Below are 25,240 nucleotides of genomic sequence, written 5' to 3' on the forward strand. Positions count from 1 at the left end.
GCGATCAGGCCCGCCGCCCGACGACGTGGCGGCGGGCCTCTTCCGTGGCGCGGTGGCCGAGGCCGTCGCGGGCGGGCGCGGGCCGGCCCTCCTCGCCGCGGATCTGCTCGATGAGCAGGGGCCGCGCGAAGTAGAAGCCCTGGGCGCAGCGGATCTGGGTCGCCCCCTGCAGGTAGACGACCTCCTCGAAGGTCTCGACGCCCTCCGCCACCACCGACATGCCGAGCGCCTGGCCGAGGGATTCGATCGCCTTCAGCACGATCTGGCTGCGCGGCCGTTTGTGGATGTCCGTGATGAAGGAGCGGTCGATCTTGATCTCGTCCGCCGTGATCTCGGCGAGGGCGGCGAGGGAGGAATAGCCGACCCCGAAATCGTCGATCGAGACCTTGGCGCCGATCTTCCGGATCCGCGGCAGCACCTCGGCCTGGAACCGGCCCTTGGTGAAGAAGGCCTCCTCGGTCAGCTCCAGGATGAAGCGCTCCGGGCAGCCCGTCTCGGCCACCGCGTCGATGAAGGAATCCATGAAGGCGATGTCGCAGGCCTGCTGGGCCGCGATGTTGAGGCTGATGGTGATGTCGGGGCCGAAGACGTCGTCGATGTCGGGCAGGGAATGGACGGTCTCGGCGAGCACCTGGAAGGTGATGTCGTTGATGAGCCCCAGCTCCGCGGCGAGCCCGACGAAGTCGCCCGGCGCCTGGATCATCCCGTGCTCGTCGCGCCAGCGCAGGAGCACCTCGACGCCGTGGACGCGCTTGGTGCGGATATCGACCTTGGGCTGGTAGGCGCAGCAAAAGCAATGGTCGCGGATGGCGAGCCGCAGGCGCTGCTCCACCGCCATGCGCTCGGTCGCGGCATGACCCATCGTCTCCTCGAAGACGCTGACGCCGCCCTTCACCCCGCCCTTCACCCGGTACATCGCGCTGTCGGCCTGCCGGCGCAGCACGTCGTAGGTCATGCCGTTGGCGGGATAGAGGCTCACGCCGATCGAGGCCGAGGCGAAGATCTCGTGATCGTCGATGAAGAAGGGCTGCTTCAGCCGCTCGGCCATGTCCACCACGAAGGCGCGGGTGGTCTCGCCGTCGAGAACCGGGGAGAGGAGCAGCACGAACTCGTCGCCGCCGACGCGGGCGAGCATGTCGGTCGGCCGCAGGGAGCCGGCGATGCGGGCCGCCACCTTGGTGAGCAGCGCGTCGCCCGCGGCGTGGCTGTAATAGTCGTTGATGTGCTTGAAGTTGTCGAGATCGATGAAGGCCAGGGCGAAGGCGCCGCCGGGAGGCGTCGAGGCGATCAGGTCCTGGACGCTCTGCTCCAGCAGGCTGCGGTTCGGCAGCCCGGTCAGGGAATCGATATAGGCGCGCTGCAGCAGGTCGCGCTGGATCACGTGCTGCTCGGTCACGTCGGCGACGGTGACGAGGGCGAGGGTCTCGTCCGGCAGCGCCAGGGGGTGGATGCGGGTCTCGAGGGTCCGCTCGCCGGCCCGGTGCAGGAGGGGGGCGGAGGCCGTGCCCTCCTCGCCCGGGCCGGCCAGGGGCGAGCCCGGGAGATCGAGCCGGCCGTCCGCGGCATAGCCCTGCGCCGCGACGTTGGCCAGGATGCAGCGGCCCAGCCCGTCATGGACGGAGACGCCGAAGGGAAGCGCCTGGATCGTCGCTTCGAGCAGGCTGTGCCGGTGGCGCGCCGCCGGGGCCGCCCGCCCCGGCTCTCTCCGGTCCTGGTCCATCGCCGCCTCCACCTGGGCGCGCCCTCAACGCTGCCAGAGCGAACCGGCAGCCCGTAATTCGGCCCGGATATCGGTGGCGGCCGGCTGCGGCGCCTCGGCGGAGGCCGGGGCGTCGAGGGGCCGCCGCAGCAGACGGCGATGGGCCTGGTCGAGGGCGGCGGCGCTGCCCGGCACCTCGGCCGGGGCGACCGGCGCCGCGCCGGCCAGGGGCTCGCGCAGGAGCCGCTGCGCCGGCGCCTCGGCCTCCACGGGGCCCTTGCTCATGGTCGCCCCGCGCCAGCGCTCGACCACGGCGCCGACGAAGGCGGCGTTCGAGACGCCGTCCAGTTCGTCGCTGCGCCCCAGGGTGTCGCTCTTGGGCCTGCGCTCCTGGGGCAGCTCCCGGAACTTCATCCGCGCCGGCAGCGGCACGCCCTCGCCGAAGGCGATGACCTCCCCGGTGGCCAGCAACGGCACGAAGGAGAGCAGGTTGGTCGCGTCCGAGACAGCGGCGGCGAGGAAGGCCTGGTCGCGCTCGTTCGACATGCGCATCGCGAAGAGCGTGCTGCACTGGGAGATGATGGTCGGGTCGAGCTCGGCCGGGCGCTGGGTGACGAGCCCGAGGAAGACGCCGTGCTTGCGGCCCTCCCGGGCGATGCGCGACAGCGCCCGGCGGGTCGGGGTGAAGCCCACCGAGCGGTCGGCCGAGGCGTAGCGATGGGCCTCCTCGCAGACGAAGAGCAGCGGCACTGCCCCCTCGCTCCAGAGGCCGAACTCGAAGGCCAGGCGGCAGAGCACGCAGACCACCGCGTCGACCACCTCCACCGGCAGGCCGGCGAGCTGCATGATCGTCATCGGCCGGCCTTCCGGCTCCAGCCGGAACAGGTGGGCGAGGAGTTCCCCCATCATGTCGCCGCCGACATTGGCGTTCTCGAACATGAAGCCGTAGCGGGGGTCGTTGCGGATCGTCTCGATGCGGCCGATCAGCCGGTGGTAGTGCATCCGCGAGTTGCGGTTCTCCAGGCGGCCCATCCGCTCGTCGATGAGCGCGATCAGGTCCTGGAGGAGGTAGGGCACCGGCGTGTCGACGGTGTAGCCCCCGCCCCGGGCGACGCCGCGCTTCATCAGGCCGCGCTCGGGCGCGTCCTTGTACTGGGCGTATTTGGCCTTCGCGAGGGGGATCAGCTCGGCCAGGATCTCGATCTCGTCCTCCACCGGCGGGCGGCCGCCATAGATGACGTCGACCGTCTCCTCCAGGTTGAACAGCCAGAAGGGCAGCTTGAGGGTGCGCGGACTGATCACGCTCGCCCGCTCGCCGAAGCAGCGGGCATATTCGTTGTGCACGTCGAGCAGGAAGATGCGGATATCCGCGCGTGCCTTCAGGATCTCCTCGACGATCACCGCGACGCCGCTGGACTTGCCGACGCCGGTGGTGCCGAGCACCGCGAAATGCTTCGAGAGCAGGTCGTCGATCGTGACACAGGCCGGCATGCCGGCATCCTGGTAGAGGGTGCCGATCGGCACGGTGCCGGCCACGGCGGGCTGGAAGACGAGGCGCAGGAAGGCGGCCGGGAGCGGCTCGACCCGGTCGCCGATCGCGGGATGGCAGGCGATCCCGCGCCGGAAGGCGGTCTCGCCCGCCTCCGTGGGAACGATCTCGCCGAGAAGATCGAGCTCGGCGCGGCTCCGGGCGGTGCCCGCCGCAAGCTCGGCGGCGAGCGTGGTGACGATGCCGACGAGATAGGCCGAGCCGGCGCACACGCCCACGAAGCTGCCGACCGTGACCCGAGGCGCGCCCGGGCGCCCGTCGATGCCGATCGCCACCGTCACCGCCGAGCCCTTGATCGAGATCACGCTCCCGATCGAAGCCGCCTGAAAGGCCGGGTCCGGCAATGTCTCGCCCAACGGCATCGTCAAGGTCCCCCGACCGACGTCCACATCGAATGTCAGGAGGCTGGCAGAGGCGCCTTAAGCCGGAGCGAAGGAAGATCGTAAACGCTTTCCGAAAACAGACAAAACAAGGTCGGCACAATTGACGTCGCAAGTCGTTTCGCGCGCAATTTGCTTCACAACCGGTCAGGATGACTGAAATACCGCCGATCGCGCCTTCAGACGGGCAGGACGCGTCCTGCCGCCTCCTCGGCCTTGCGGGCCGCCGCCATCGCCGCGAGCCGCTCGATGGGCGCGTTCCGGGGCGGCACCTCGATCATGAAACGCTCCGCGATCTCGCCGATCACGAAGTCGGGCCGCACCGCGCGCACGTAATCCCAGTCGATGCTGGGCGACCACAGGAAATGCACCTCGCGGAAGCTGTCGGCGAGGAAAGGGGTCAGGGTCGCGACCGGGCTCATCGCGCTGTGCTGGCAATAGGAATCGCCGAACAGCACCAGGCGGCGCGGGTCGGCCGCAGGATCCTCGTTGCGGAACACGGCCAGCGCCCCGAGATGGGCGTCACGCACCGCACCGCTCGCCTCGAAGCCGAGCAGGAAGGCGTTGGCGTGGACGCGCCGGGCCTGCGAGACGAAGCGGGTGCCGAGCGCCGTCTCGGCACGGGGCCGGGAGAATTTCGATCCGAGATCCCCGGCGAAATGGGGGACGGATTCGGGGATGCGCCGCCGCGCGATGTCGCGCCGGGGCGGGACGCCGAGATGGCGCAGGATCGCCTCGTAGGCGACCTCGCAGCCGGCGAAGGTCCAGTGCGTGTCGGTCCGCAGATAGAGGTCGGGGCCGGAGCGGGCCGCCCGCAGGGCGCCGAGGAGGTCAATCCAGGCCCCGCGGGCCGGGGACAGGTGCAGCCAGCGGGCGAGGCGCCGCACCGGCGCGCGCCTCGGATCGTAGGGCAGCCCCGCCGTCAACTCGGGCAGAACCGTCAGCTTCTCCGGCGCCACCGCATGGGCGTAGCGGATGCCGAGCGCGGCGCAGAGCCGGACGCGCTCGACGAGCCGGCGCCGCCATTCCCAGAGCCGCGCCCGGGGAAAGCCGTCGGGGCCGAACTGCTCGAGGACGCGGTTGCTGCCCCCGGTGAGGAACAGCCAGCCGTCCCGTCCGGCATGCACATCCGGATGGGCTTCGAGGGGATCGTCCGGCGGGGGCGGCGAGGGCGCGGTCATGCGCCGTCTTATCGCCCCCGCGCCGTCCTGGCACCGGCCTGGGGCCTCGGCCCGGCGCCGGGCTCGGCCGCACCGCGACCGGGGAAGGCCTCAGTGCTGGTGGCCCTGCTCGGCCCCGGCCGGCGCCTGTGCGCCGATGGGGGCGACGGTGAAGGTGACCGGCACGGTGCCGGCCTTGGCGAAGGTGAGGGTGCCCGACACCGTCTCGCCCGCCTTCAGCCCCTGCTTCAGATCGAGGAACATCAGGTGGAGCCCCCCCGGCGCCAGGGCCACGCTCGCCCCGGGGGCGAGGGCGAGACCGCCCTCCACCGGCGCCATCTTCATCACGCCGCCCTCGGTCGACATGGTGTGGATCTCCGCCCGTCCGGCCTGCGGGATCGAGGCCCCGGTCAGGGTATCGGGCTCGGTGCCGGTGTTGCGGACCGTGACGTAGCCGCCCGCGACCTTCGCGCCGCCCGGCGTCGCCCGCAGCCACGGCGCCTCGATCGACAGAGAGCCGGCCTTCACCGCCGGAGCGGCCGCCGCGGGCGCCCCCTTCTGGGCGGCGGCGACGATGCGCACGGCCGGCGCCGGCGATTTCAGGGCATGGGCGTCCTGGCCCTCGGCCGGGATCTCGCTCCAGCGGTAGCCGCCGCCCTCCGCGCAATCCTGCTCGATGGGGAAATAGACCGTGGCACCGGGGGCGAAGGCGTCGGAGACGCGGGCGAAGAAGGTGAACTCGTCGACCTGGTCGTCGGGCAGGCTGCCGCCGCTCCAGGTGATCGTCTTCACGCCCTCGGAAACCATGCCGTGGAAGGACGGGTAGCTCTTGGCATAGGCCCCGGTGCGGGTGGCCAGCGTCCAGCCGGGCTTGGGCATGGGCTTGGCGCCGATCACCCCCTCCGGGATGGTGACGCTGACCCGGGTGGTCGGCTTGCCGTCGCAGCCATGCATGATCTGGACGACGCCGCGATAGGACGCGTTGGGGGAGGCCTCCTTGCGCTCGAGCACGGCATGGGCCGAGGCGGCGGAAGCGGACAGGCCGACGGTGAGGCCGAGCGCGAGGCCGAGGGAGGCCCGGGTGGCGAAATGGGTCATCGAAGGTTTCCGTGACGTGAGGGATCGGGGGGAGGGCGATCGGCTCAAGCGTCCGGCGGCGCGCGGGCCCTGGCGCGGGTGACGGGCGAGGGGGGAACGGCCGGGGCGGCGGCCCGGTCCCAGTCGACAGGACGCGCGGCCAGAAGCCGGGCCGCATCCGGCGGGGCGGGGGGCGGGCCGGCCGGGGACGGCGCGGCGAGGCTGCAGCAGCCGGCATGCTGATGGGGGGCGCCCCGCCCGTCCGGCACCTCGACCGGCGCGGCCGGTGCGCAGAGCATCGCCGCCTTCGCGGCGAGCGGAAGCGCGGCGATGCCGCCGAGCAGCCCCTGGAGCACCAGGGCGTAGAGCGCGAGCACGGCGACGGGGCCGCGCAGGCCCTGCGCGCCGCTTCGACCGCCCTGGTTCCGCCTCGCCATGGCTGCGAGCCTTAGAGCGCCCGCCGGGCGAGGGGAAGCGGCTTCCCGCGCCTCCGGAGGTACAGCGGGAGGCCCCGCGCCTGTGGCGCTCCGGCCGCATCCGGCGCGGGGACGGGGACCCCGCCCGTCATCGCGTGCGCTGGAACACGCCCACGCCACAATATGGCCCGGAAGGACATGGCTTCTTAACCGCAGACCGCAACAACGGCGACATGTGGATTGGCCGAGGACTGTATCGGCCCCGTCCGACCGCCCCCTGTTTTCAGAGCAACGGATCGATGCTGCACCAGGCGCTCCCCCCCCGCTCTTCCAAGAATCGCGTGCTCGCCCTCGCGCTTGCCGGCGCGACGCTGATGACCGCCCCGGCGCTGGCGCGCGATCCCGGCTACGCGCAGGCGGAGTGGGCGCAGGACTACGCCTCGCCGGCGACCATGCAGGTGCACCGCTCCTCGACCCCGATCCTCTCGCCCCAGACCATCGAGGCGACGGAGGCGATGGCGCAGCGCTACCGCGACATCGTCGCCCGGGGCGGCTGGCGCCCGGTCACCGGCGCGGACCGCCTGCGCATCGGCGCCAAGGGCCCGGCGGTGGCCGCCGTGCGCCAGCGCCTGATCGTCACCGGCGACCTCGACGCCACGGCGGGCGAGTCGGGCATCTACGATTCCTACGTCGCGGCCGGCGTGAAGCGCTTCCAGGCCCGCCACGGCCTGTCCCAGACCGGCCAGATGAGCCCGGCCACCCAGGCGGCCATGAACGTGCCGGCCGATGTGCGCCTGCGCCAGCTCGAGACCAACGTGATCCGCCTGCGCTCCTATTCGGGCAATCTCGGCCAGCGCTTCGTCATCACCAACATCCCCGCCGCCCTGGTGCAGACGGTGGAGAACGGCCAGGTGGTGACGCTGCACGCCGCGGGCGTCGGCAAGATCGACCGCCAGTCGCCGATCATGAACACCAAGGCGACGCAGATCAATTTCAATCCGACCTGGACGGTCCCGGCTTCCATCGTGAAGAAGGACCTCATCCCGAAGATGCAGAAGGATCCGAACTACCTCACGGACAACAAGATCCGCATCTTCGCCAATGGTCAGGAGATCTCGCCCAAGTCCGTGAACTGGTTCTCGGACGAGGGCACCCGGTACATGTACCGCCAGGATTCGGGCGCCGACTTCAACTCGATGGGCGTCGTGCGCATCAACATCCCGAACCCCTACGGCGTGTTCATGCACGACACGAATTCCCGCGGCGTGTTCGGCGACGACTTCCGCTTCATCTCCTCGGGCTGCGTGCGCGTGCAGAACGTGCGCGAATACATCACCTGGCTGCTCAAGGACACGCCCGGCTGGGACCGCAACCGCGTCGAGCAGGCGGTGGAGAGCGGCCAGCGCATCGACGCGACCCTCGCCCAGCCCGTGCCGGTCTACTGGACCTACATCACCGCCTGGGCGACCCCGGACGGCACGGTGCAGTTCCGCGACGACATCTACAAGCGCGACGGCGTGAACGTGCCCTCGACCATCGAGGCGCCGACCCCGGTGGCGAGCGCCGCCGCGACCCAGCCCGAGCGCTTCGAGCAGTTCGAGGACGGCGAGAACTGAGCACGGCACCCGGTCTCGTCCGGCACGGCGTTTCGGGCGGCGGGAGCGATCCCGCCGCCTTTTTCGTGCCTCGGGACCGGGATCAGGGGGGCGTGCGGCACGTTGATTCCCGTAGACCCCGACGCCGGAGAGCAGATTGCGCAAGCGCCTTCCCGAGAACGACCGGGGCATGCCCTCCCTGATCCTGGCGATCGTGGTGGCGGCCCTGGTGGCCCGGATCGCCTTCGATGCGGCGAGCGACTGGCCGCTCTGAGCAGGGCGCGCCGACAAGAGGCCGGCTGTTTTCTATCCGGATCGCCGATGATCCCCGCCAATGCTGGGGCGGATGAGAGAACACGGCCGGCCGTTTACCGGACGAACCTGACATCACCTTCCCGAAGGAGACGCGGGCAAGCAATTCCCGCCGTGTATACACGCGGAGTCGTCAACCCTGTTTCCCGCAGCGGTGGCGATATTGCCGTTCGCCAGCAATGCACTACCCTTGATTGCATCGTCAGGAGAGGGGTCTCTTGAAACCATGCCGTCATCCAGCGCTCCCCCCCGAACCATGCTCTCCGCGGCCCTGACCGCGGCCGGCTTCGTCGGCACCTGGGACTGGAACGTGAGCGCGGGCGAGGTGGTGCTCGACGACGGGGCGGCGGCGCTGCTGATGGGGGATGCGGCCCTGGCCGGCCGCTCGCTGCCCCTCGAGGCCTCCATCGTCCGCGTGCATCCCGCCGACCGGGACCGGATCGTCCCGGCGATCCTGGCGGCCGGCCGGGAGGGCGGCGACTTCTCGCTCTCCTTCCGCGTGGCGCTTCCCTGCGGGGCGGTGCGGCGGCTGCTCGACCGGGGCCAGGTCGCCCGCCAGGCGGACGGCTCCCTGCGCGGCTTCGGCACCCTCCTCGACATCACCGAGAATCCCCTCGGCGTGGTCGAGCCGCGGACGAGCGATCCCCTGGAGACGGCCGGCGAGCTCTGCGCCCTGCTGCGGCAGACCTTCGCGCAGGCCGGCGGCTTCCGCCTGAAGGTCCTGGTCGACATGCTGCGGATCGAGATCGAGCGGGAGCGCGAGCGGGCGGCCCTCCGGCAACGGCCCGGGCTGCACTGAGCGAACGCCGACACGCCCCCCAAGCAATTGGCCGTGGACAGGCGCGGCGGCGCGGCACACGGAAGGATTGCGCCGGCTTTCCGCCGCCGCCACCATCCGCCTCATCGAGTCGAGGGGGGATCGGAGAGGCGGGGATGCTGGAGGAATTCAAGAAATTCGCCCTGAGGGGCAATGTCGTCGACCTCGCGGTCGGCGTGATCATCGGCGCCGCCTTCGGCGCGATCGTCAATTCCCTGGTTCAGGACGTGATCATGCCGATTATCGGCGCGGTCACCGGCGGCCTCGACTTCTCGAACTACTACATCCCGCTCTCGTCCAAGGTTCAGACCGGGCTCGCCTATGCGGATGCCAAGAAGCAGGGCGCCGTGGTCGGCTATGGCCAGTTCCTGACGCTCGCCGTCAACTTCACCATCGTCGCCTTCGTGCTCTTCCTGGTGATCCGGGCGATGAACACGCTGAAGTCGAAGGAGGAGGCCAAGCCCGTCCCCGCCGAGGTCCCGCCGGACGTGAAGCTGCTCACGGAGATCCGGGATCTCCTGGCGAAGCGGCCCGCGGCGTAGGCTGCCCCGGCGGGGTCGTCCCCGCCTTCGGGGCCGTCTCCTGGGCGACCCCGAAGGCGTCGAGGATCCGGTCGAGGGCCTGGCCCACCGCCTCGGTGCCCTCCTCGTGGGTCTTGAGCCGGGTCTCCAGCCGTTCGAGCTGCGGCACGAAGACCTCGGGCACGGTCTCCTCGTCGCCGAGGAATTTCGGCTGCTGCGAGGCCACGGGATAGACGGCGCGCAGTTGCTGGCCGAGATGATCGCGCACGGGCTCGGGAAGGGTGGTGTCCTGCCGGTGATCCGGGTCGAAGTTCGGGTCGCTGCTGGTCATGGCAGAAGTCTCGTGATCGCGGTCATCCTTCCGGACCTTTCAACGGCCTTACCCCGCGATGCGTTTCGCAGGATCCGCGAGAAATGTCCTTCGGTGAACACTAGCTGCGCCGAAGACCGGCCGCCACGAACACGTGCCGCGACAGCGCGAGGTTTTCCGTGCGGCGCGGCACCCGCAACGAAAAAGCCCCGGCGCGGGGCCGGGGCTTTCCAAAAGGGCCGGCCCGAAGACCGGCCGGGAGGGCGCGAGACTTACTCGATCACCTCGATGATGCGGTGACGGCCGTCCACCAGAACCGGGCGGTCGTTGACCACAGTGTAGCGGGTGCCGCGGGCGACGCGGTACTCGGAGGGCACGTCGTAATAGGTCACGCCGGAATCGGGCAGGGTCGAGCCGACGGCGACGCGGCCGTCATAGTCGTAGGAGCGGACGTTGCGCTCGCGCACGTAGGAGCGGAAGCGGGGACGGTCGTCGACGCCGAGAATGCCGCCGACCGTACCCGTCGCCGCGCCGACGGCACCGCCGACGATCGCACCCACCGGGCCGGCCGCATCCGCGCCGTCCCGGGCGCCCTGTTCGGCACCGCGCAGGGTGCCCTGAGCCTGGGCGGTCATCGGCAGGGCGAGGGCGAGGGCCGAAGCCGCGAGAAGGGTCTTCATCTTCATGGAGCGCATCTCCTTGATCTCGTGTCGTCCAAGGTGCCGGCAAGACGCCGCGCGGCACGGTGGGGTTCGGCGCGGTAACGCCCGAGGTCCGGAAAGGGATGCGAAAAAAGATGAGAAAGCGCGGCCGATCCCCGCAGCGGCGTCGTGGCAAAAGAATCTTTTCGGAAAACAGCGAACGGCCGGCATGACGGCGCGGCCGTTCGAAACTCCATTCCAAGGGGCCGCCCTCCGGACTTGGGAGGAAGGCCCGGAGGCTCACGCCTCCTTCGGCATGGCCGACTGGATGAAGCGGTCGGAGGCGAGGTCCTCCTCGTCGTAGCCCAGCAGCTCGGCGAGGCGGCCGCGGGCGCGGCTGACGCGGCTCTTCACCGTGCCGACCTTGCACCCCATGATGGTCGCCGCCTCCTCGTAGGAGACGCCCTCGGCCCCCACGAGCACCAGGGCCTCGCGCTGGTCCGGCGGCAGCTTGGCGAGGGCGGATTGCAGGTCCTCCACGTCGAGCCGGTCGCCCTGATGCGGGGCGGTGGCCAGCCGGGCGGCGTAGGAGCCGTCCTGGTCCTCGACCTCGCGCACGCGCTTGCGGTGATCCGAGTAGAAGATGTTGCGCAGGATCGTGAACAGCCAGGCATTCAGGTTGGTGCCGGGCTGGAAGCGGGCACGGTGCTGCCAGCCCTTCAGCAGCGTGTCCTGCACGAGGTCGTCGGAGCGGGCGGGGTTCGAGGTCAGCGACAGGGCGAAGGCGCGCAGGGACGGAACGGCGGCGAGCAGGCCGTTGCGGAAATCGGGATCGACCCGCTGTCCCTCCGCCCGCAGCGCGGCCTCGAGCTTCTCGATCAGCTCGGCGAAACGGGCCGTGGCGCTCTCGTCCGTGCCCAGCGTCTCGTAGACCGTGCGCAGATGGTCGCCGAGATGGGTGCGGATATTGGCGGTGAGGCCGGGGCGGCCCCCCTCGGCATCCGGGGGACGGGCCAGCGTGGCGTCGGTATCGTTGCGCATGACGGCTCTGAACGGTTCGTCGATCAATGGCACGCCGGGCATGGGGCGCGGACACAATTGATTTGTGTTGTAGCGCATCGTGTCCGGCGGTGCATCCCGAGCCCGCGAATTAAGGACAAGCTTGTATTCTGCGTCACACTTGTCCAGGGCGCGCCGACGATCCGTCGCAGGGGGGCGGGGCCGCCCGGAGCCGGGGCGCGGCCTCGGCGGGCAGCAGGCGCACCGCCCCCTCGGTGAGAACCAGGGTGTCGCCGCGGGCGAGCTCCGTCCAGGTCTCGTCCCGGGTGAGCGCCCGGGTCGCGATCACGGTGACCACGTCGGTCTCCGTGGTCTCCTGGGCGAAATCGACCCGCCAATCCTCGTCGATCAGGGTGGCCGTGCCGAAGGGGGCCCGGCGGGTGAGGTAGCACAGGCGCTTGCCGCAATGCGCGTAGAGGGTGGCGCCGTCCGAGAGCAGCATGTTGAACACCCCCATCGCCCCGAGCGCGCGGGCCATGTCCGCCACCGCCGCCTCGATCTGGGCGGCCCGCGGCCGGCGCGGCCAGCGCGCCTGGAGCTGCGAGAGCATCCAGCAGAAGGCGTGCTCGCTGTCCGTGGTGCCGATGGGCTCGAACCGCCCGAGGGGCAGCTTCTTCACGCCCTTGAGCTGGCCGTTATGGGCGAAGGTCCAGGGCCGGCCCCAGAGCTCGCGGCTGAAGGGATGGGTGTTCTCCAGGCTCACCCGGCCGCGATTGGCCTTGCGCACATGCGCGACCACGATGAGGCTCTTGATCGGGTAGTTGCGCAGGAGTTTGGCGAGTTCCGATTTCGCGCTCGGCTCCGCGTCGTGGAACGAGCGGCTGCCATGGCCCTCGTAGAAGGTGATGCCCCAGCCATCGGCATGCGGCCCGGTCTCGCCGCCGCGCCGGGCGAGCGCCGCGAAGGAGAAGCGGATGTCGGTGGGCACGTTCGCGCTCATGCCGAGCAGTTCGCACATCGGGATCTTCTGAAGGCTGCGGGTGTCGCGGGGAGGGTGGAGAGGGGCGGGGACGATAGCCAAGGCTCCGGCGGGAAACCAGTTCCGCGGGCGTCCCGCGCCCGCGCATCCAGGGACCGCCGGCCCGGCGCGGTCGGGCGCCGTCCCTAGGGGCCGCGCCGGCGGGGCCGGGGGGCCTCGCGCGGGTCCGGCGCCCGGGCGGGCAGGAGCCGGCGTCCGACGAGAGTCAGGCCGAGGGCTAGGCTCGACAGACCGGCGAGCACGAGCAGGTCCCCGAGGGTGAGGCGGAAGCTGCCGCGGAGCGACGGGGTGACGAACCAGAACATCTCCAGGGCATGGGCGAGGAGCACGAAGGCGGCGAACAGCCGGGTGCGGTTCTCCCCCGGCGCCAGGGTCAGCACGGCGCCCATCAGAACCAGAAGCCCGGAGAACACGCTCCAGGCCAAACCCGCCGAGCCGATCCGGGCGAGATACCAGGCGGTGTCCCCGGGCCGGTCGCCCGCCAGCAGGTACTGGACGGCATGCAGGAGGGCCCAGACGCCGAGCAGCACCACGAGGGGGGTGAGCCGGTTGTGCCGCCGCCGGGACGGGCCGACATCGGGCGGCGCGACGACGATCGCCGCCGCCAGCGCCACGCTGCTCCAGGCCGCCATCAGCAGCAGGCCCGAGAGCAGGCCGTGGGACCGGGCCGAGACCGAGAGGATGAGGTCGCCCGCCACCAGGGTCCCCGCGGCGAGGTGCAGGCCGAGGCCGATCGCGGCGCGGGCATCGTCCAGGCCGCCGCCGCGGCCGAAGGGCGCATCCGCCCGCTTGGCGAAGACGAAGGCGAGAACCGTCCAGACCGAGAAGACGAGGAGCACCCGCAGGAGGACGAAGGGCGGCGCGTACCAGCCCGGCACCGTCTCCGGCATGGCGCCCCGCGCCCAGGGATAGAGGAGGGGCGAGGCGATCAGCACCGGCAGCGCCAGCAGGGCCACCACCGGCATCGCCGTGAGCAGGCCGCGCAGGGTCTCGAGCAGGGCCGTCTCCGGCTGCGGCCGCCACAGGTCGAGCCGCTCGATCATGACGACGACGGGCAGCGCCCCGACCGGCAGCGCCAGCAGGCAGGCCCAAGCGCCGAGATAGGCGATCGCCGCCCGCTGGATCCCGAGCCCGAGGAAGACCGCGGCCAGGGCGCCCACCCCGAAGACGAGGGCGACGGCGGGCAGCCGGGCCGGATCGAGGAAGAAGCCGCGGGCGTCGCGGGGCCGGCTCATGGCATCCGCTCCCCGAACGAGGGGTCCGGGCCGGATCCCCGGCCGGGACAGGCGATGAGAGGCGAGAGCGGGGGCAACATCGATGCGACCGGGCTTCCCAACCCTCGGTTCCGATCCGTCGCGGGTCCCGGACGGCCCGCGCGGCCTCCGGCCGACGAGCGGTAGCCTGTCACGGCCGCGCGATCCAGAGCGGGCGGGCCATTCGGCCCGGGCGTCCGGCATGTGCCGGGACGCGCTTCACGGGGCTCGGCCGATCGTCTAAGGCCGGCCCCGCATGACTGGCCATCGCCCCGCCCGGCCGACCGGACCGGCCCACCATGGAACGTGACCCGGCCCTCTTCGCCTGGCGCGCCGCGCCGGCGCATCACGCGGCCGCGGTCGGGCTCTCCGTCGGCCTCGGCGGGCCGCTCGCGGCCCTCGCCCTGTTCTGCCTGCGCGACCTCGTCGACGCCCTGACCCAGGACGGCACGGGCCGGCTCGCCTTCCTGAAGCTCGTCCTGCCGCTGCCCGAGGGCTTTGCCGAGCGCCGGCTCACCCTGTTCGACGGCGTCCTGCTCAGCCCGTCCGACCTGCAGCTCGCGGCGCTCGGCGGGATCGCAGGCACGGCGATCGCCGTGGCCGGGCTCGGCTGGTTCGTCTCCCTGCTCTGCTTCGAGGCCCAGACCCGGGCCACCCTGCGCCTGCGCGCCAAGGCGGCGGAGGCGATCCTGCGCTCGCCGGCGGCGGCGCGGGAGGACGTGCGGGCGCTGCCCGACCTCGTCGGCCGGGCGCTCGCCGCCATGGGCGGGATCGCGGCGGTCGGGATCCTGCTGCCGGCGATGTCGCTGGCCGGGCTGACGCTGGCCGTGGTGCTGGGCGAGCTCGCCGCGCCCCGGCTGGTGCCGGTGGTCTTCGCCGCCCTCCTCGCGGCGGGGCTGGCGCGCATCCTGGTTCTGCGCCGGGCCGGGGCGCGGGGCGCCCTGCGCCGCCGGGAGGCGCAGGCGGCGGAGGAGGGGCTCGGCGACCTGATCCGGCGCATGCCGGCGGTGCGGGCCCACGGCGCGGCCGCCTTCGAGCGCCGCCGCCTCGGCCTGCGGGCGCTGGCCGACCGGGCCACGGTGGAGCGGGCGGAGGCCGGGCTGGCCTATGCCCGCGCCCCGGCGCTCGCCCTGGTCGTCCTCCTGCCGGCGATCCTCGTGGCCACCGCCCTCTGGCGGGAGGATGCCTCGGGCCAGGGCGAGGCGGTGCTCCCCGGGGAGCTCGCCGCGGCGGCGGGCGCCGCGGCCATCGCCGCCGCGCTCCTCGCCCTGGCGCTCCGCCTCTGGCTCGCCCGCCGGGAGGCCGCGCCCCTGCTGACGGCCATCGCCCGCATCCTCGACGGGCTCGAGACCCGCCGCCTGCCCATGAACGGGCGGCGCACCGCTCCCTTCCCGAAGACGGGCAGCCTCACCGCCGCCGGTGTCGGCGCCTACGATCCCGGCAGCGGCGAGCGGCTGGCCGGGATCGACGCCACGCTGCCGATGCCCGCCCATGTCGCCATCGTCGGCAGCCGGGGCGGGGGCGCCCGGGCGCTGGCGGCGGTGCTCGCCGGGCAGATCGAGCCGACCGCGGGCACCGTCTCCTACGGCGGCATCGACCTGCGCAGCCTCGACCCGGCGGAGCGGGCCCGCCGCATCGCCTTCGCCGGGCAGGAGGCGATCCTGATCGAGGGGACGCTGCGCCAGAACCTGCTCTACGGCGCCCGCAGCGGCGACCGCGAGGCCTCGGGGCTCGCCGACCGCATCGCCATCCTGAAGCTCACCGGGCTCGACGCCTTCGTCTATGCCCGCGGCCTGGAGGCGCCGATCGATCCCGAGGACGAGCCGGCAGCCGCGGCGGCGATCGTGGCCGCCCGCCAAGCCGTGCGCGACCGCCTCGAAGCCGAGGGCATGGCGCGTCTCGTCGAACCCTTTGATCCGGCTCGCTACAACCGGCAGGCCAATGTCGGCGAGAACATCCTCTTCGGCGAAGCCCTCGGCCCCGCCTTCGCGCAAGCGAACCTCGCCGCCCATCCCTATCTGCGCGCGGTGCTGGAGGCGGAGGGGCTGACCGCGCCCATGGCCGAGATCGGCCTGCAGGTCGCCCGCTCCACCGTCGAGATCTTCGCCGACCTGCCGGACGACCATCCTCTCTTCGACGCCTTCTCCCTGTTCCCGGCGCAGGAACGCGGCTTCTTCGAGGATCTCGTGGCCCGCCAGCCCGATGCCCGCTCCTGGCGGCGCGGCCCCGCGGGCCAGCGCGACCGCGAGCGGCTGATCGGGCTCGCCCTGCGCTACAGCGAGACCCGCCACCGCTTCGGCCTGATCGACGAGGCGCTGGAGGAGCGCATCGTGGCCGCCCGCCGCTCCTTCGCCGCTCTGCTGCCGCCGCGCTTCCGGGCCAAGGTCGAGTTCTACGATCCCGCGCGGCTCACGGCGGCGGCGAGCCTGGAGGACAACCTGCTGTTCGGTCGCGTGACCCAAGGCGAGGCGGGGGCCGAGCAGCGGGTGCGCGCCCTGGTGCGCCGGGTGCTGGCCGAGCAGGGGCTGGAGCCCACCGTCTACCGGCTCGGGCTCGCGACCCGGGTCGATCCCGGTGCGACGGGCACCGGCCCGGGCGGCCGCGCCTCGGCGGGCGAGGGGACGCTGGGCCCCCGGGAGCGCGTGGCGATCGACCTGGTGCGCTGCCTCGTGCGCCGGCCGGACATCCTGGTGGTGGGCCTGAGCCTCGACGCGCGCAACGCCGAGGAGATCCGCGACCGGATCGCGCGGCTGCGCGCCCTGCGGGCCGGGCTCGGCCTGATCGTCTGCCTGCCGGATGCCGCGAGCCTGGAGACCGGCGCCCCCTTCGACGCCGTGCTGCGGGTGGAGCGCAACGCGCTGGTGCCGGACGCGGCGGAGGCGGCCATGGCGGAAGCCGGCTGAGGGGCCTGTCCTTCGCCGGCCCTCTTCTCAAAACCGCCCAAAAGCAGGAGCATCCGGTCAATCTTCCGCCGTGCGGCGGCCGGCCCTGCGATTCGGCGCAGGGCCGTTCTGTATCCGGGCGGTGCATGCTCCCTCGGTTTGTCGCCTTCTCCGTCTTGGCGATCCTCCTCGCCGGGGCGCTTCCGGCCCGCGCCGAGCCCGACAAGGCGCTCGCCCCGATTCCCGGCCCGACCCTCGCCCTGATGGCGGCCAGGGACACGACGCCGGCGGCGCCGCTGCTCCTGCGCGCCTACAAGAAGGAATCGGAGATCGAGGTCTGGAAGAAGGCCGGCAATGGCCGCTTCGTCCACGTGAAGACCTATCCGATCTGCCGCTGGTCGGGGCAGCTCGGCCCCAAGACCCGCTCGGGCGACCGGCAGACGCCGGAAGGGTTCTACACCGTGGCCAAAAGCCAGATGAACCCGCATTCCCGCTACTATCTCTCCTTCGACATCGGCTATCCCAACGCCTACGACAGGGCCCATGGCGGCACCGGCTCGGCGGTGATGGTGCACGGCATCTGCTCGTCGATGGGCTGCTTCGCCATGACCGACAAGGTCGCCGGCGAGTTGTTCGCCATCGCCCGGGACGCCTTCGCCGGCGGGCAGACCGCCTTCCAGTTCCAGTCCTTTCCCTTCCGCATGAGCGCGGCCAACATGGCCCGCTACCGCACCGATCCCAACATCGGCTTCTGGCGCCAGCTCAAGGAAGGCTCGGACCGCTTCGAGGCCACGGGCGAGGAGCCGGTGGTGAGCGTGGCGGCCGGCCGCTACGCCTTCGCCCCCTCGAAGGATCCGGCCAAGGAAGCGGAGGCCGTCGCCCACCACAAGAGCGAGGAGGCGAAGATCGCGAGCCTCGTCGAGGACGGCTCGGCGGCCGTGCGCACCACCTATTCCGATGGCGGGCAGCATCCGTTCTGGGCCTCGCTGATCGCCAGGGGCGTGCCCGTCGGCGACATCAGCCGCCCGGAAGCGCTCGCCTATGCCGGCCAGGAGGTGATCGTGATCCCGGCTAGGCGCCGGCCGGCCCCGCCGGCGCCCCTGCCCGAGGCGGTCTGGGCGGCGGCGATCGCACCCGGCAGCCCGCTCTCCGCGCAGGCCACTCGAATCGCCGGCTTCGTCTCGGCTTGGGAGGCGCCGGCCCCGGCCTTCGCCCCCCTGGCCACGCGCTATGCCGAATCCTGGCCGCGGATCCTGCGCGCCAGCCTGGACAACGACGCCCCCGCCTTCGAGCCGATCGAGGCGGCCCCGCATGTCGCGCAGGTGGCGCAACGGTGAGATGCGTCCGGTTCCAGGGCCCTGCCTTCAAAACGCCGTGTGCGTGCACGCACACGAACGGGCATAGGCGGCTCCCACATCCTCACTGTACACTTCGCGCCCGTTACCTTGTCGAACCGCATTCCTGTTGAGATGCGACGACACCGGCGCGACACGAAGAACGCTCGCGGCCTCGCGGCCGGGCGACTGGTATCGGATATGGTTTCTCACCCTTCTTCGGACGACGCCCTTGTCCTTCGTTTCTGGGGCGTGCGCGGCTCCACGCCGGTCAGCGGTCCGGACACCGTCGAGTTCGGCGGCAACACCCCCTGCCTGGAGATCCGCTGCGGCGAGCGCCTGTTCGTGCTCGATGCGGGCTCGGGGCTGGGCGCCTTCGGCCGGGAATGCACCGGGCCGCTGCCGCAGGACATCGACCTGCTGTTCAGCCACCTGCATCTCGATCACACCGCCGGCCTGCCCTTCTTCAAGCCGGCCGTCTTCGATGCGGGCCGCACCATCCGCACCTATTGCGGCAATCTCGACGGCGCCTGCGCCGGCGAGGCGCTCGGCCGCATGTTCGCGCCGCCGCTCTTCCCGATCACCCTCGACGTGCTGCCCTGCCGCCTCGAGCATCACGGCTTCAAGGCCGGCGAGCCCCTGGTCTTCGCGGACGGGTCGCGGGTCGACACCATCCTGCTGAACCATCCGCAGGGCTCGGTCGGCTACCGCTTCGAGCATGCGGGCAAGCGCCTCTGCGTCATCAGCGACATCGAGCACACCGACCCCTGGCCGGATCCGAGCCTGCGCGCCTTCGTCGAGGGGGCGGACCTCCTCGTCTATGACGGCATGTTCACCGAGAGCGAGTATCCCCGCTGCTGCGGCTGGGGTCACTCCACCTGGCAGAAGGGCGTGGAGCTCGCCAAGGCCGCCGACGCGAAGGCGCTCGCGATCATCCACCTCCACCCGGCCCACAGCGACGCGCAGCTGCGCGCGGTCGAGGCCGAGATGCAGGCGGCCATGCCGACCGCCTTCATCGCCCGGGAGCGGCAATGCGTCGAGCTCGGCGCCAGCCGGGCCGCCCCCGCCGCCAGCCGTGCCCTGCGCCCGCAGCTGACCCTCGCCCACAGCGCCTGAGGCCCGGGAAGCGCGTTCCGCACCGGCTTGCCCCGACAAGCCGGTCCCCCTTCCCGCGCCGATGCCCTAGATCGCGGCCATGACCGCGCCCGCGCCGCCCCGCCCCCTCCGCCCGCCCTCCGTCGAGCGGCTCCTCACCGAGGCCGCCGCGCCCCTGGCCGAGCGCTACGGCCGCCAGGCGCTCACCCATGCCCTGCGGGCGGTGCTCGCCGCGATCCGGGAGGGCAGGGCGGCGCCGGCCGCGGAGGCCGCTCCCCTGCTCGCCCGGGCGCAGGGGCTCCTCGAAGCCGAGAACGCGCCCTCGCTGCGCCCGGTCTTCAACCTCACGGGAACGGTGCTGCACACCAATCTCGGCCGCGCCCCCCTGCCGCCGGAGGCGGCGGAGGCGGTCGCGGCGGTGATGCTGCAGGCCTCGAACCTCGAATTCGACCTGGCCCGGGGCGAGCGCGGCGAGCGCGACGACCATGTCGAGGCGCTGATCTGCCGCCTGACCGGCGCCGAAGCCGCCGTCGTCGTCAACAACAACGCCGCCGCCGTGCTCCTCGTCCTCAACGCCCTCGCCCTGCGCAAAGAGGTGATCGTGTCCCGGGGCGAACTCGTCGAGATCGGCGGCTCCTTCCGGGTGCCCGACGTGATGGCCCGGGCCGGCTGCCGGCTGCGGGAGGTCGGCACCACCAACCGCACGCATCTCAAGGACTATGCGGAGGCGATCGGCGAACGGACCGGCCTCGTCATGAAGGTGCATCAGAGCAACTACGCCATCCACGGCTTCACCGCAGAAGTGGAGGAGGCGGCCCTGGCGACGCTCTGCGCGGAGCGGGGCGTGCCCTTCGCCGTCGATCTCGGCAGCGGCAACCTGATCGACTTTTCCGCCTACGGCCTGCCCCCCGAGCCGACGGTACGCGCGGTGCTGGCGCATTCCGACCTCGTCACCTTCTCCGGGGACAAGCTCCTCGGCGCCGTGCAATGCGGGATCGTGGCCGGGCGGGCCGATCTCGTCGCCAAGGTGCGCAAGAACCCGCTCAAGCGCGCGCTCCGGGTCGACAAGATGACCTATGCGGCGCTCGCCGCGGTGCTGCGGCTCTACCTGCATCCCGAGCGCCTGCACGAGCGCCTGCCGGCCCTGCGCCTGCTCACCCGCGAGCGGGCGGCCATCCTCGCCCAGGCGGAGCGGCTCGCGCCGGAAATCGCCGCGAGGCTCGCCGGCCGGGCCGCGATCGGCGTCGAGCCCTGCATGAGCCAGATCGGCTCCGGGGCGCTGCCGGTCGAGACCCTGCCCAGCGCCTGCCTGGCCCTGCGCCCGCCGGAGGGGTCGGGCCGCAAGGGTGAGGGGGCCTGGCTCAAGCGCATGGCCGCCGCCCTGCGCGCCCTGCCCGTGCCGGTGATCGGCCGGATCAGCGAGGGAGCCCTGCGCCTCGACCTGCGGACGCTCGAGGACGAGGCCGGCCTCCTCGCCTCCCTCGACGCGCTGAACGCCTGATCGCGGGAAGAAATCGTGCCGCAGCCCGGGGATCTGTTGCGGGCCGCCGGCCTTTGCTATCACCGGCGGCGGAGGCGAACGGGGTCTGGTGGCCCCCCTGGTCTTCAAAACCAGCGCAACGCCAACAGCGTTGGGTGGGTTCGATTCCCATCCGCTTCCGCCAGGGTCCCGCCACGGCCCCCTCGGCAGGATTTCCCCCGCCCTCGGAACAGAGGCCGTCAGCAGGCCGCGACGTTGACCGCGAGGCCGCCGAGCGAGGTCTCCTTGTACTTCGACTGCATGTCGAGGCCGGTCTGACGCATGGTCTCGATGACCTCGTCGAGGGTCACCCGGTGCTCGCCGTCCCCGCGCAGCGCCAGGGAGGCCGCCACCACCGCCTTGTTGGCCCCGAAGGCGTTGCGCTCGATGCAGGGCACCTGGACCAGTCCGGCGATCGGGTCGCAGGTCATGCCGAGATGGTGCTCCATGGCGATCTCGGCGGCATTCTCGATCTGGAAGGCCGAGCCCCCCAGCGCCGCGGTGAGGCCGGCCGCGGCCATGGCGGCGGCCGAGCCGACCTCGCCCTGGCAGCCGACCTCGGCCCCCGAGATCGAGGCGCGGGCCTTGATGAGGCTGCCGATCGCCGCCGCGGTGAGCAGGAAGTCCCGGCCGCGGGCATCGCTCCAGCCGGGGCAGAAGTCGCGGGCGTAGCGCAGCACCGCCGGGATGATGCCGGCCGCGCCGTTGGTCGGCGCGGTCACCACCCGGCCGCCTGAGGCATTCTCCTCGTTCACGGCGAGGGCGAACAGGCTGATCCAGTCCATGATCTCGTGGGCGGGGCGGCTGTTCGAGAGCTTCGCCGCCTCGAGGGACTCGTGCAGGCGCCGGGCCCTCCGCCGCACCTTCAGGCCGCCGGGCAGCTCGCCCTCCATCCGCAGGCCGCGCTCGATGCAGGCGAACATCGCGTCGCGGATCGCGTCGAGCCCCGCCTCGATCTCGGGGGAGCTGCGCAGGCTCAGCTCGTTGGCGAACTGGATCTGCGGGATGGTGAGCCCCGTGCGGAGCGTCAGGTCGAGGAGCTCGCGGGCGGAGCCGAAGGCGAAGTCCGGCACCACCGCCGGCGCGTCCGCGGCGGCGGTGTCGGCGACGACGAAGCCGCCCCCGATCGAGTAGCGGACCTGCTCCTCCAGAAGCGCCCCCGCCGCGTCGTAGGCGCGGAAGCGCATGCCGTTGGTATGGAGCGGCAGCACCTCGCTGTAGTTGAAGACGAGATCGCGCTCGGCGTCGAAGACGAGGCCGGGAATGCCGAGATCGCCGGTGCGTCGCAGATCGGCGGCGAGCGGGGTGGTCAGGTCCGGGTCGATCGTCGCCGGATCGTGGCCGAGCAGCCCCAGGAGGATCGCCACGTCGGTGCCGTGGCCGCGCCCGGTCCAGGCGAGGGACCCGTGGATCTCCGCGCTCACGCGGGCGACGCCGCCGCGCGCGAGGATCGCCTCGCGGAACCGGCGCGCGGCGACCATGGGCCCGACGGTGTGCGAGCTCGACGGGCCGATCCCGATCTTGAACAGATCGAACGTGCTGATCATCGGGTAGAACGCGCTTTCGAACGGACGGATTCAGAGCCGCGGGATGCGGCCCTGCGACGCGACGACCGGCGAACGCCCCTTCGAGATCCCCGCAGCCGGGGTACCCGCAAGGCGCGCTCCCGATCGGGGCGGAACGCAGGAACCGGGCCCGGACCAAGGGTTTCGGCGGGCCGAGGCCGGGGCGGCCTCTGCCTAGTACCTGAATTTTTTTGAATACAAGCCCAAAATCACATGCGGTTGGCCTGTCTCCCGCGAGCGTGTACGACTCGCGCGGAACGCCCCCCGTATACGCCGACGGGACCGAACGGGTGCGTCAGCCCGTATAAACAGACCAATGAGGCCCATCCCATGAGCGCCGGCACCGCCACCGCCCATTCCGCCACCAACCGCTTCTTCTCCGCCCACGTCACCGAGACCGATCCCGAGCTCGCCAAGGCGCTGGAGCAGGAGCTCGGCCGGCAGCAGCACGAGATCGAGCTGATCGCCTCGGAGAACATCGTCTCCCGCGCGGTGCTGGAAGCCCAGGGTTCGGTGCTCACCAACAAGTACGCCGAAGGCTATCCGGGCCGGCGCTACTACGGCGGCTGCCAGTTCGTGGACATCGCCGAGAACCTCGCCATCGACCGCGCCAAGCGGCTGTTCGGCTGCGAGTTCGCCAACGTGCAGCCGAATTCCGGCTCCCAGGCCAACCAGGGCGTGTTCATGGCCCTGATGCAGCCCGGCGACACCTTCCTCGGCCTCGACCTCGCCGCCGGTGGCCACCTCACCCACGGCGCCCCGCCGAACGTCTCGGGCAAGTGGTTCAAGCCGGTCTCCTACACCGTGCGCCGGGAGGACCAGCGCATCGACATGGAGCAGGTCGAGCGCCTCGCCCAGGAGCACAAGCCGAAGGTGATCATCGCCGGCGGCTCGGGCTATCCGCGCCACTGGGACTTCGCCAAGTTCCGTGAGATCGCCGATTCCGTCGGCGCCTACTTCTTCGTCGACATGGCCCACTTCGCCGGCCTCGTCGCGGCGGGCCTGCATCCCTCGCCGTTCCCCCATGCCCACGTCGCCACCACGACGACGCACAAGACCCTGCGCGGCCCGCGCGGCGGCATGATCCTCACGAACGACGAGGCGCTGGCCAAGAAGTTCAACTCGGCGATCTTCCCCGGCCTGCAGGGCGGCCCGCTCATGCACGTCATCGCCGCCAAGGCCGTGGCCTTCGGCGAGGCCCTGACGCCGGAGTTCAAGGTCTACGCCAAGCAGGTGATCGACAACGCCAAGGCGCTCGCCGACACCATCATCTCGGGCGGCTACGACATCACCTCGGGCGGCACCGACAACCACCTGATGCTGGTCGACCTGCAGCGGAAGGGCCTGACCGGCAAGGCGGCCGAGGCCGCGCTGTCGCGCGCCCACATCACCTGCAACAAGAACGGCGTGCCCTTCGACCCGCAGAAGCCGACCATCACCTCGGGCATCCGCCTGGGCACCCCGGCGAGCACCACCCGCGGCTTCGGCGTGGCCGAGTTCAAGCAGGTCGGCGGCTTCATCGTCGAGGTGCTGAACGGGCTGGCCGAGAAGGGCGAGGGCGGCGACGCCGCGATCGAGGCCAAGGTCAAGGAGCAGGTCCACGCGCTGACCGACCGCTTCCCGGTCTACGGCTGAGCCCGACCTCACAAGCCAACGCGCGAAGGCCGCGGATCGCAGGACCCGCGGCCTTCGCCGTTTCGGAACCGGAATCGCAGGGCCGCCATCGATCCGGGGATCAGGCGGCCACCACCGCCACGCTCTCGGCCGGCCTCTCGCCGGCGCCCGGGTGGCGGCGGCCCGAGTAATAGAGGCCGATGGCGTTCCAGAAGGCCTCGCGCTCCTCGCGGCTGAAGCGCTGAAGGGCCGCTTCCAGCGCCTCGCGCCCGGCCTTGGAGGCCTCGTCGCGCAGACGTTCGTCCATCATCGCCGTGCTGTCCGACATGACCGCTCCCTTCCCGCCTGCGCCGAAGGACGGCGCCGTTCGAAGGAACCCGGAAGTCCGTCCCACGGATCCGGCAGACCGGTGTTTTTCGGGGGTCGACCGCCCTCACCGGTTGACCCCTCGGGCGCGCGGCCGGGACCGTGTGCGAAAAGTCACACACATTTTGGAATCGAAGGTCAGGCTTAACGGTTCCTTTGCGCTTCGACCTTAGCCGTTGCACCCTGGGGTTCCGGGGCCGTCCCGGGACAATCGCTGAGGAGCCTGCATGCGGTTCGACCGACGCATCCAAACCGGCATCGTCCTGGCCACGCTGACGGCGGGCCCCGGACTCGGCGGATGCGGCGTTCTGCGCCCGCAGGAGATGACCACCGGCTCCATCGCCCCCAACGCCAAGGTCGTCGCCGCGCCGACCAGGGCGGATAAGGAGTGCCTCGCCCGGGCGATGTACTTCGAATCGAACCGGAGCGACGAAGAGGGCCTGCTCGCCGTCGGCACGGTGGTGATGAACCGCCTCGATTCGCCGAAATATCCGGGCAGCGTCTGCGAGGTGGTCGGCCAGAAGCGCCAGTTCGCCACCGGCGTGCTCAACCGCGCGGTCCGCGACCAGGACCGTCCGCGCATCGAGAAGGTGGCCGACGCGCTGCTCTCCGGCCAGCGCCATTCCGGCGTCGGCCAGGCCCTGCACTTCCACACCGCCGGGCGCAGCTACCCCTACGACAACATGCATTACGTGGCGCAGGCCGGCGGCAACGCCTTCTACGAGAAGAGCGACCGCGAGGGTTACCTGCCCGCCCCCATCCCCCATGCCGTGGTGCGCACCGCCACCGGCTCCCTGGTGCCGCTCCAGGTCGCCGCGCTCTCCGACGCGGCCCTCGTGCCGAGCACCCCGAAGGCCCCCGGCCTCGCCCCGGTGGCCGCGCCGGTCGCGGTCGCGCAGGCCCCGGCGCTGCCCGCCCGCGTGCCCACGCGCTACGCCTCCGCGCCCGGCAGCGCCCACGCCCGGCACGCCACGGTCGACCCCGCCCGCAACATCTGCCGCGTCGCCGACGAGCAGTGGGGCTGACGGCGGCCGCGTTCTGTCGCGGCCGTTCCCCGCGCGGGTTTGCGGGCCGGCGCCGGGCGCCTTAAGTCAAGG

General features: G+C 71.8%; 20 protein-coding genes, 1 tRNA gene and 1 pseudogene. 10 read left to right on the top strand and 12 right to left on the bottom strand.

From position 1 onward, the window contains the following. Positions 1-4 precede the first annotated feature (4 nt). The 5 genes from MFF21_RS08245 to MFF21_RS08265 form a co-directional block, all read right to left on the bottom strand. Positions 5-1,720 carry a putative bifunctional diguanylate cyclase/phosphodiesterase gene (locus MFF21_RS08245; protein WP_238310668.1) on the bottom strand — a complete coding sequence of 572 codons (1,716 nt, stop codon included), beginning with the start codon at positions 1,718-1,720 and terminating at the stop codon, positions 5-7. 24 nt (positions 1,721-1,744) lie between these two features. Continuing rightward, positions 1,745-3,604: an ATP-binding protein gene (locus MFF21_RS08250; RefSeq protein WP_373324961.1), complete on the bottom strand. Its 1,860-nt coding sequence runs from the start codon at positions 3,602-3,604 to the stop codon at positions 1,745-1,747. Between the two features lie 203 nt (positions 3,605-3,807). After that, on the bottom strand, positions 3,808-4,809 hold the full coding sequence (locus MFF21_RS08255) for an alginate O-acetyltransferase AlgX-related protein (protein ID WP_238310669.1): 1,002 nt from the start codon (positions 4,807-4,809) through the stop codon (positions 3,808-3,810). Positions 4,810-4,899: 90 nt separating this feature from the next. Further along, a complete protein-coding gene (locus tag MFF21_RS08260) occupies positions 4,900-5,886 on the bottom strand; it encodes a copper chaperone PCu(A)C domain-containing protein (RefSeq protein ID WP_238310670.1) in 987 nt (328 codons plus the stop codon). 44 nt (positions 5,887-5,930) lie between these two features. Beyond that, positions 5,931-6,302, bottom strand: coding sequence for a hypothetical protein (locus MFF21_RS08265; protein ID WP_238310671.1), 372 nt, complete (start codon positions 6,300-6,302; stop codon positions 5,931-5,933). 278 nt (positions 6,303-6,580) lie between these two features. On the opposite strand from MFF21_RS08265, the gene MFF21_RS08270 reads away from it, so the two are divergent. The 3 genes from MFF21_RS08270 to mscL all read left to right on the top strand — a co-directional run bounded on the left by MFF21_RS08270 (position 6,581) and on the right by mscL (position 9,547). After that, positions 6,581-7,897: a L,D-transpeptidase family protein gene (locus tag MFF21_RS08270; RefSeq protein WP_373324963.1), complete on the top strand. Its 1,317-nt coding sequence runs from the start codon at positions 6,581-6,583 to the stop codon at positions 7,895-7,897. Between the two features lie 547 nt (positions 7,898-8,444). Further along, entirely contained in the window at positions 8,445-8,987 is a 543-nt protein-coding gene (locus MFF21_RS08275) for a diguanylate cyclase (RefSeq protein ID WP_238310672.1), read from the top strand. 134 nt (positions 8,988-9,121) lie between these two features. Then, positions 9,122-9,547: a large conductance mechanosensitive channel protein MscL gene (gene mscL / locus MFF21_RS08280; RefSeq protein ID WP_238310673.1), complete on the top strand. Its 426-nt coding sequence runs from the start codon at positions 9,122-9,124 to the stop codon at positions 9,545-9,547. A 37-nt stretch (positions 9,548-9,584) separates the two neighbouring features. Here mscL and MFF21_RS08285 read toward each other — a convergent pair. The 5 genes and pseudogenes from MFF21_RS08285 to MFF21_RS08305 form a co-directional block, all read right to left on the bottom strand. Beyond that, a pseudogene (locus tag MFF21_RS08285) lies at positions 9,585-9,857 on the bottom strand (hypothetical protein); the annotation flags it as partial. 251 nt (positions 9,858-10,108) lie between these two features. Next, positions 10,109-10,522 carry a DUF1236 domain-containing protein gene (locus tag MFF21_RS08290; protein ID WP_238310674.1) on the bottom strand — a complete coding sequence of 138 codons (414 nt, stop codon included), beginning with the start codon at positions 10,520-10,522 and terminating at the stop codon, positions 10,109-10,111. Positions 10,523-10,777: 255 nt separating this feature from the next. Continuing rightward, entirely contained in the window at positions 10,778-11,518 is a 741-nt protein-coding gene (locus tag MFF21_RS08295; protein WP_238310675.1) for a sigma-70 family RNA polymerase sigma factor, read from the bottom strand. Positions 11,519-11,651: 133 nt separating this feature from the next. After that, positions 11,652-12,494, bottom strand: coding sequence for a class II glutamine amidotransferase (locus tag MFF21_RS08300; RefSeq protein ID WP_238310676.1), 843 nt, complete (start codon positions 12,492-12,494; stop codon positions 11,652-11,654). A gap of 146 nt (positions 12,495-12,640) precedes the next feature. Next, positions 12,641-13,750, bottom strand: a complete 1,110-nt coding sequence (locus MFF21_RS08305; protein ID WP_238310677.1) for a hypothetical protein — start codon at positions 13,748-13,750, stop codon at positions 12,641-12,643. 317 nt (positions 13,751-14,067) lie between these two features. On the opposite strand from MFF21_RS08305, the gene MFF21_RS08310 reads away from it, so the two are divergent. The 5 genes from MFF21_RS08310 (at position 14,068) to MFF21_RS08330 (ending at position 20,743) form a co-directional block, all read left to right on the top strand. Next, on the top strand, positions 14,068-16,671 hold the full coding sequence (locus tag MFF21_RS08310; RefSeq protein ID WP_238310678.1) for an ABC transporter ATP-binding protein: 2,604 nt from the start codon (positions 14,068-14,070) through the stop codon (positions 16,669-16,671). Positions 16,672-16,796: 125 nt separating this feature from the next. Next, a complete protein-coding gene (locus tag MFF21_RS08315; protein WP_238310679.1) occupies positions 16,797-17,987 on the top strand; it encodes a L,D-transpeptidase family protein in 1,191 nt (396 codons plus the stop codon). 198 nt (positions 17,988-18,185) lie between these two features. Then, positions 18,186-19,100, top strand: a complete 915-nt coding sequence (locus tag MFF21_RS08320) for an MBL fold metallo-hydrolase (RefSeq protein ID WP_238310680.1) — start codon at positions 18,186-18,188, stop codon at positions 19,098-19,100. Between the two features lie 79 nt (positions 19,101-19,179). After that, complete coding sequence (gene selA / locus MFF21_RS08325; protein ID WP_238310681.1) at positions 19,180-20,580, top strand: L-seryl-tRNA(Sec) selenium transferase; 1,401 nt, start codon at positions 19,180-19,182, stop codon at positions 20,578-20,580. A 70-nt stretch (positions 20,581-20,650) separates the two neighbouring features. Next, a tRNA-Sec gene (locus MFF21_RS08330) sits at positions 20,651-20,743 on the top strand. Positions 20,744-20,798: 55 nt separating this feature from the next. Here the strand turns inward: MFF21_RS08330 and MFF21_RS08335 are convergent. Beyond that, positions 20,799-22,145, bottom strand: a complete 1,347-nt coding sequence (locus MFF21_RS08335; RefSeq protein WP_238310682.1) for an L-serine ammonia-lyase — start codon at positions 22,143-22,145, stop codon at positions 20,799-20,801. 348 nt (positions 22,146-22,493) lie between these two features. Here MFF21_RS08335 and glyA point away from each other — a divergent pair, with 348 nt between their 5' ends. Continuing rightward, positions 22,494-23,798 (top strand): serine hydroxymethyltransferase, encoded by a 1,305-nt coding sequence (gene glyA / locus MFF21_RS08340; protein WP_238310683.1) that lies wholly within the window; start codon positions 22,494-22,496, stop codon positions 23,796-23,798. Positions 23,799-23,898: 100 nt separating this feature from the next. On the opposite strand, the gene MFF21_RS08345 is transcribed toward glyA, so the two are convergent. Further along, on the bottom strand, positions 23,899-24,105 hold the full coding sequence (locus MFF21_RS08345) for a hypothetical protein (protein ID WP_238310684.1): 207 nt from the start codon (positions 24,103-24,105) through the stop codon (positions 23,899-23,901). Between the two features lie 265 nt (positions 24,106-24,370). Here MFF21_RS08345 and MFF21_RS08350 point away from each other — a divergent pair, with 265 nt between their 5' ends. Then, a complete protein-coding gene (locus MFF21_RS08350; RefSeq protein WP_238310685.1) occupies positions 24,371-25,168 on the top strand; it encodes a cell wall hydrolase in 798 nt (265 codons plus the stop codon). Positions 25,169-25,240: the final 72 nt, after the last annotated feature.

It is taken from the genome of Methylobacterium organophilum (genome assembly GCF_022179465.1).
GTDB lineage: Bacteria > Pseudomonadota > Alphaproteobacteria > Rhizobiales > Beijerinckiaceae > Methylobacterium > Methylobacterium organophilum.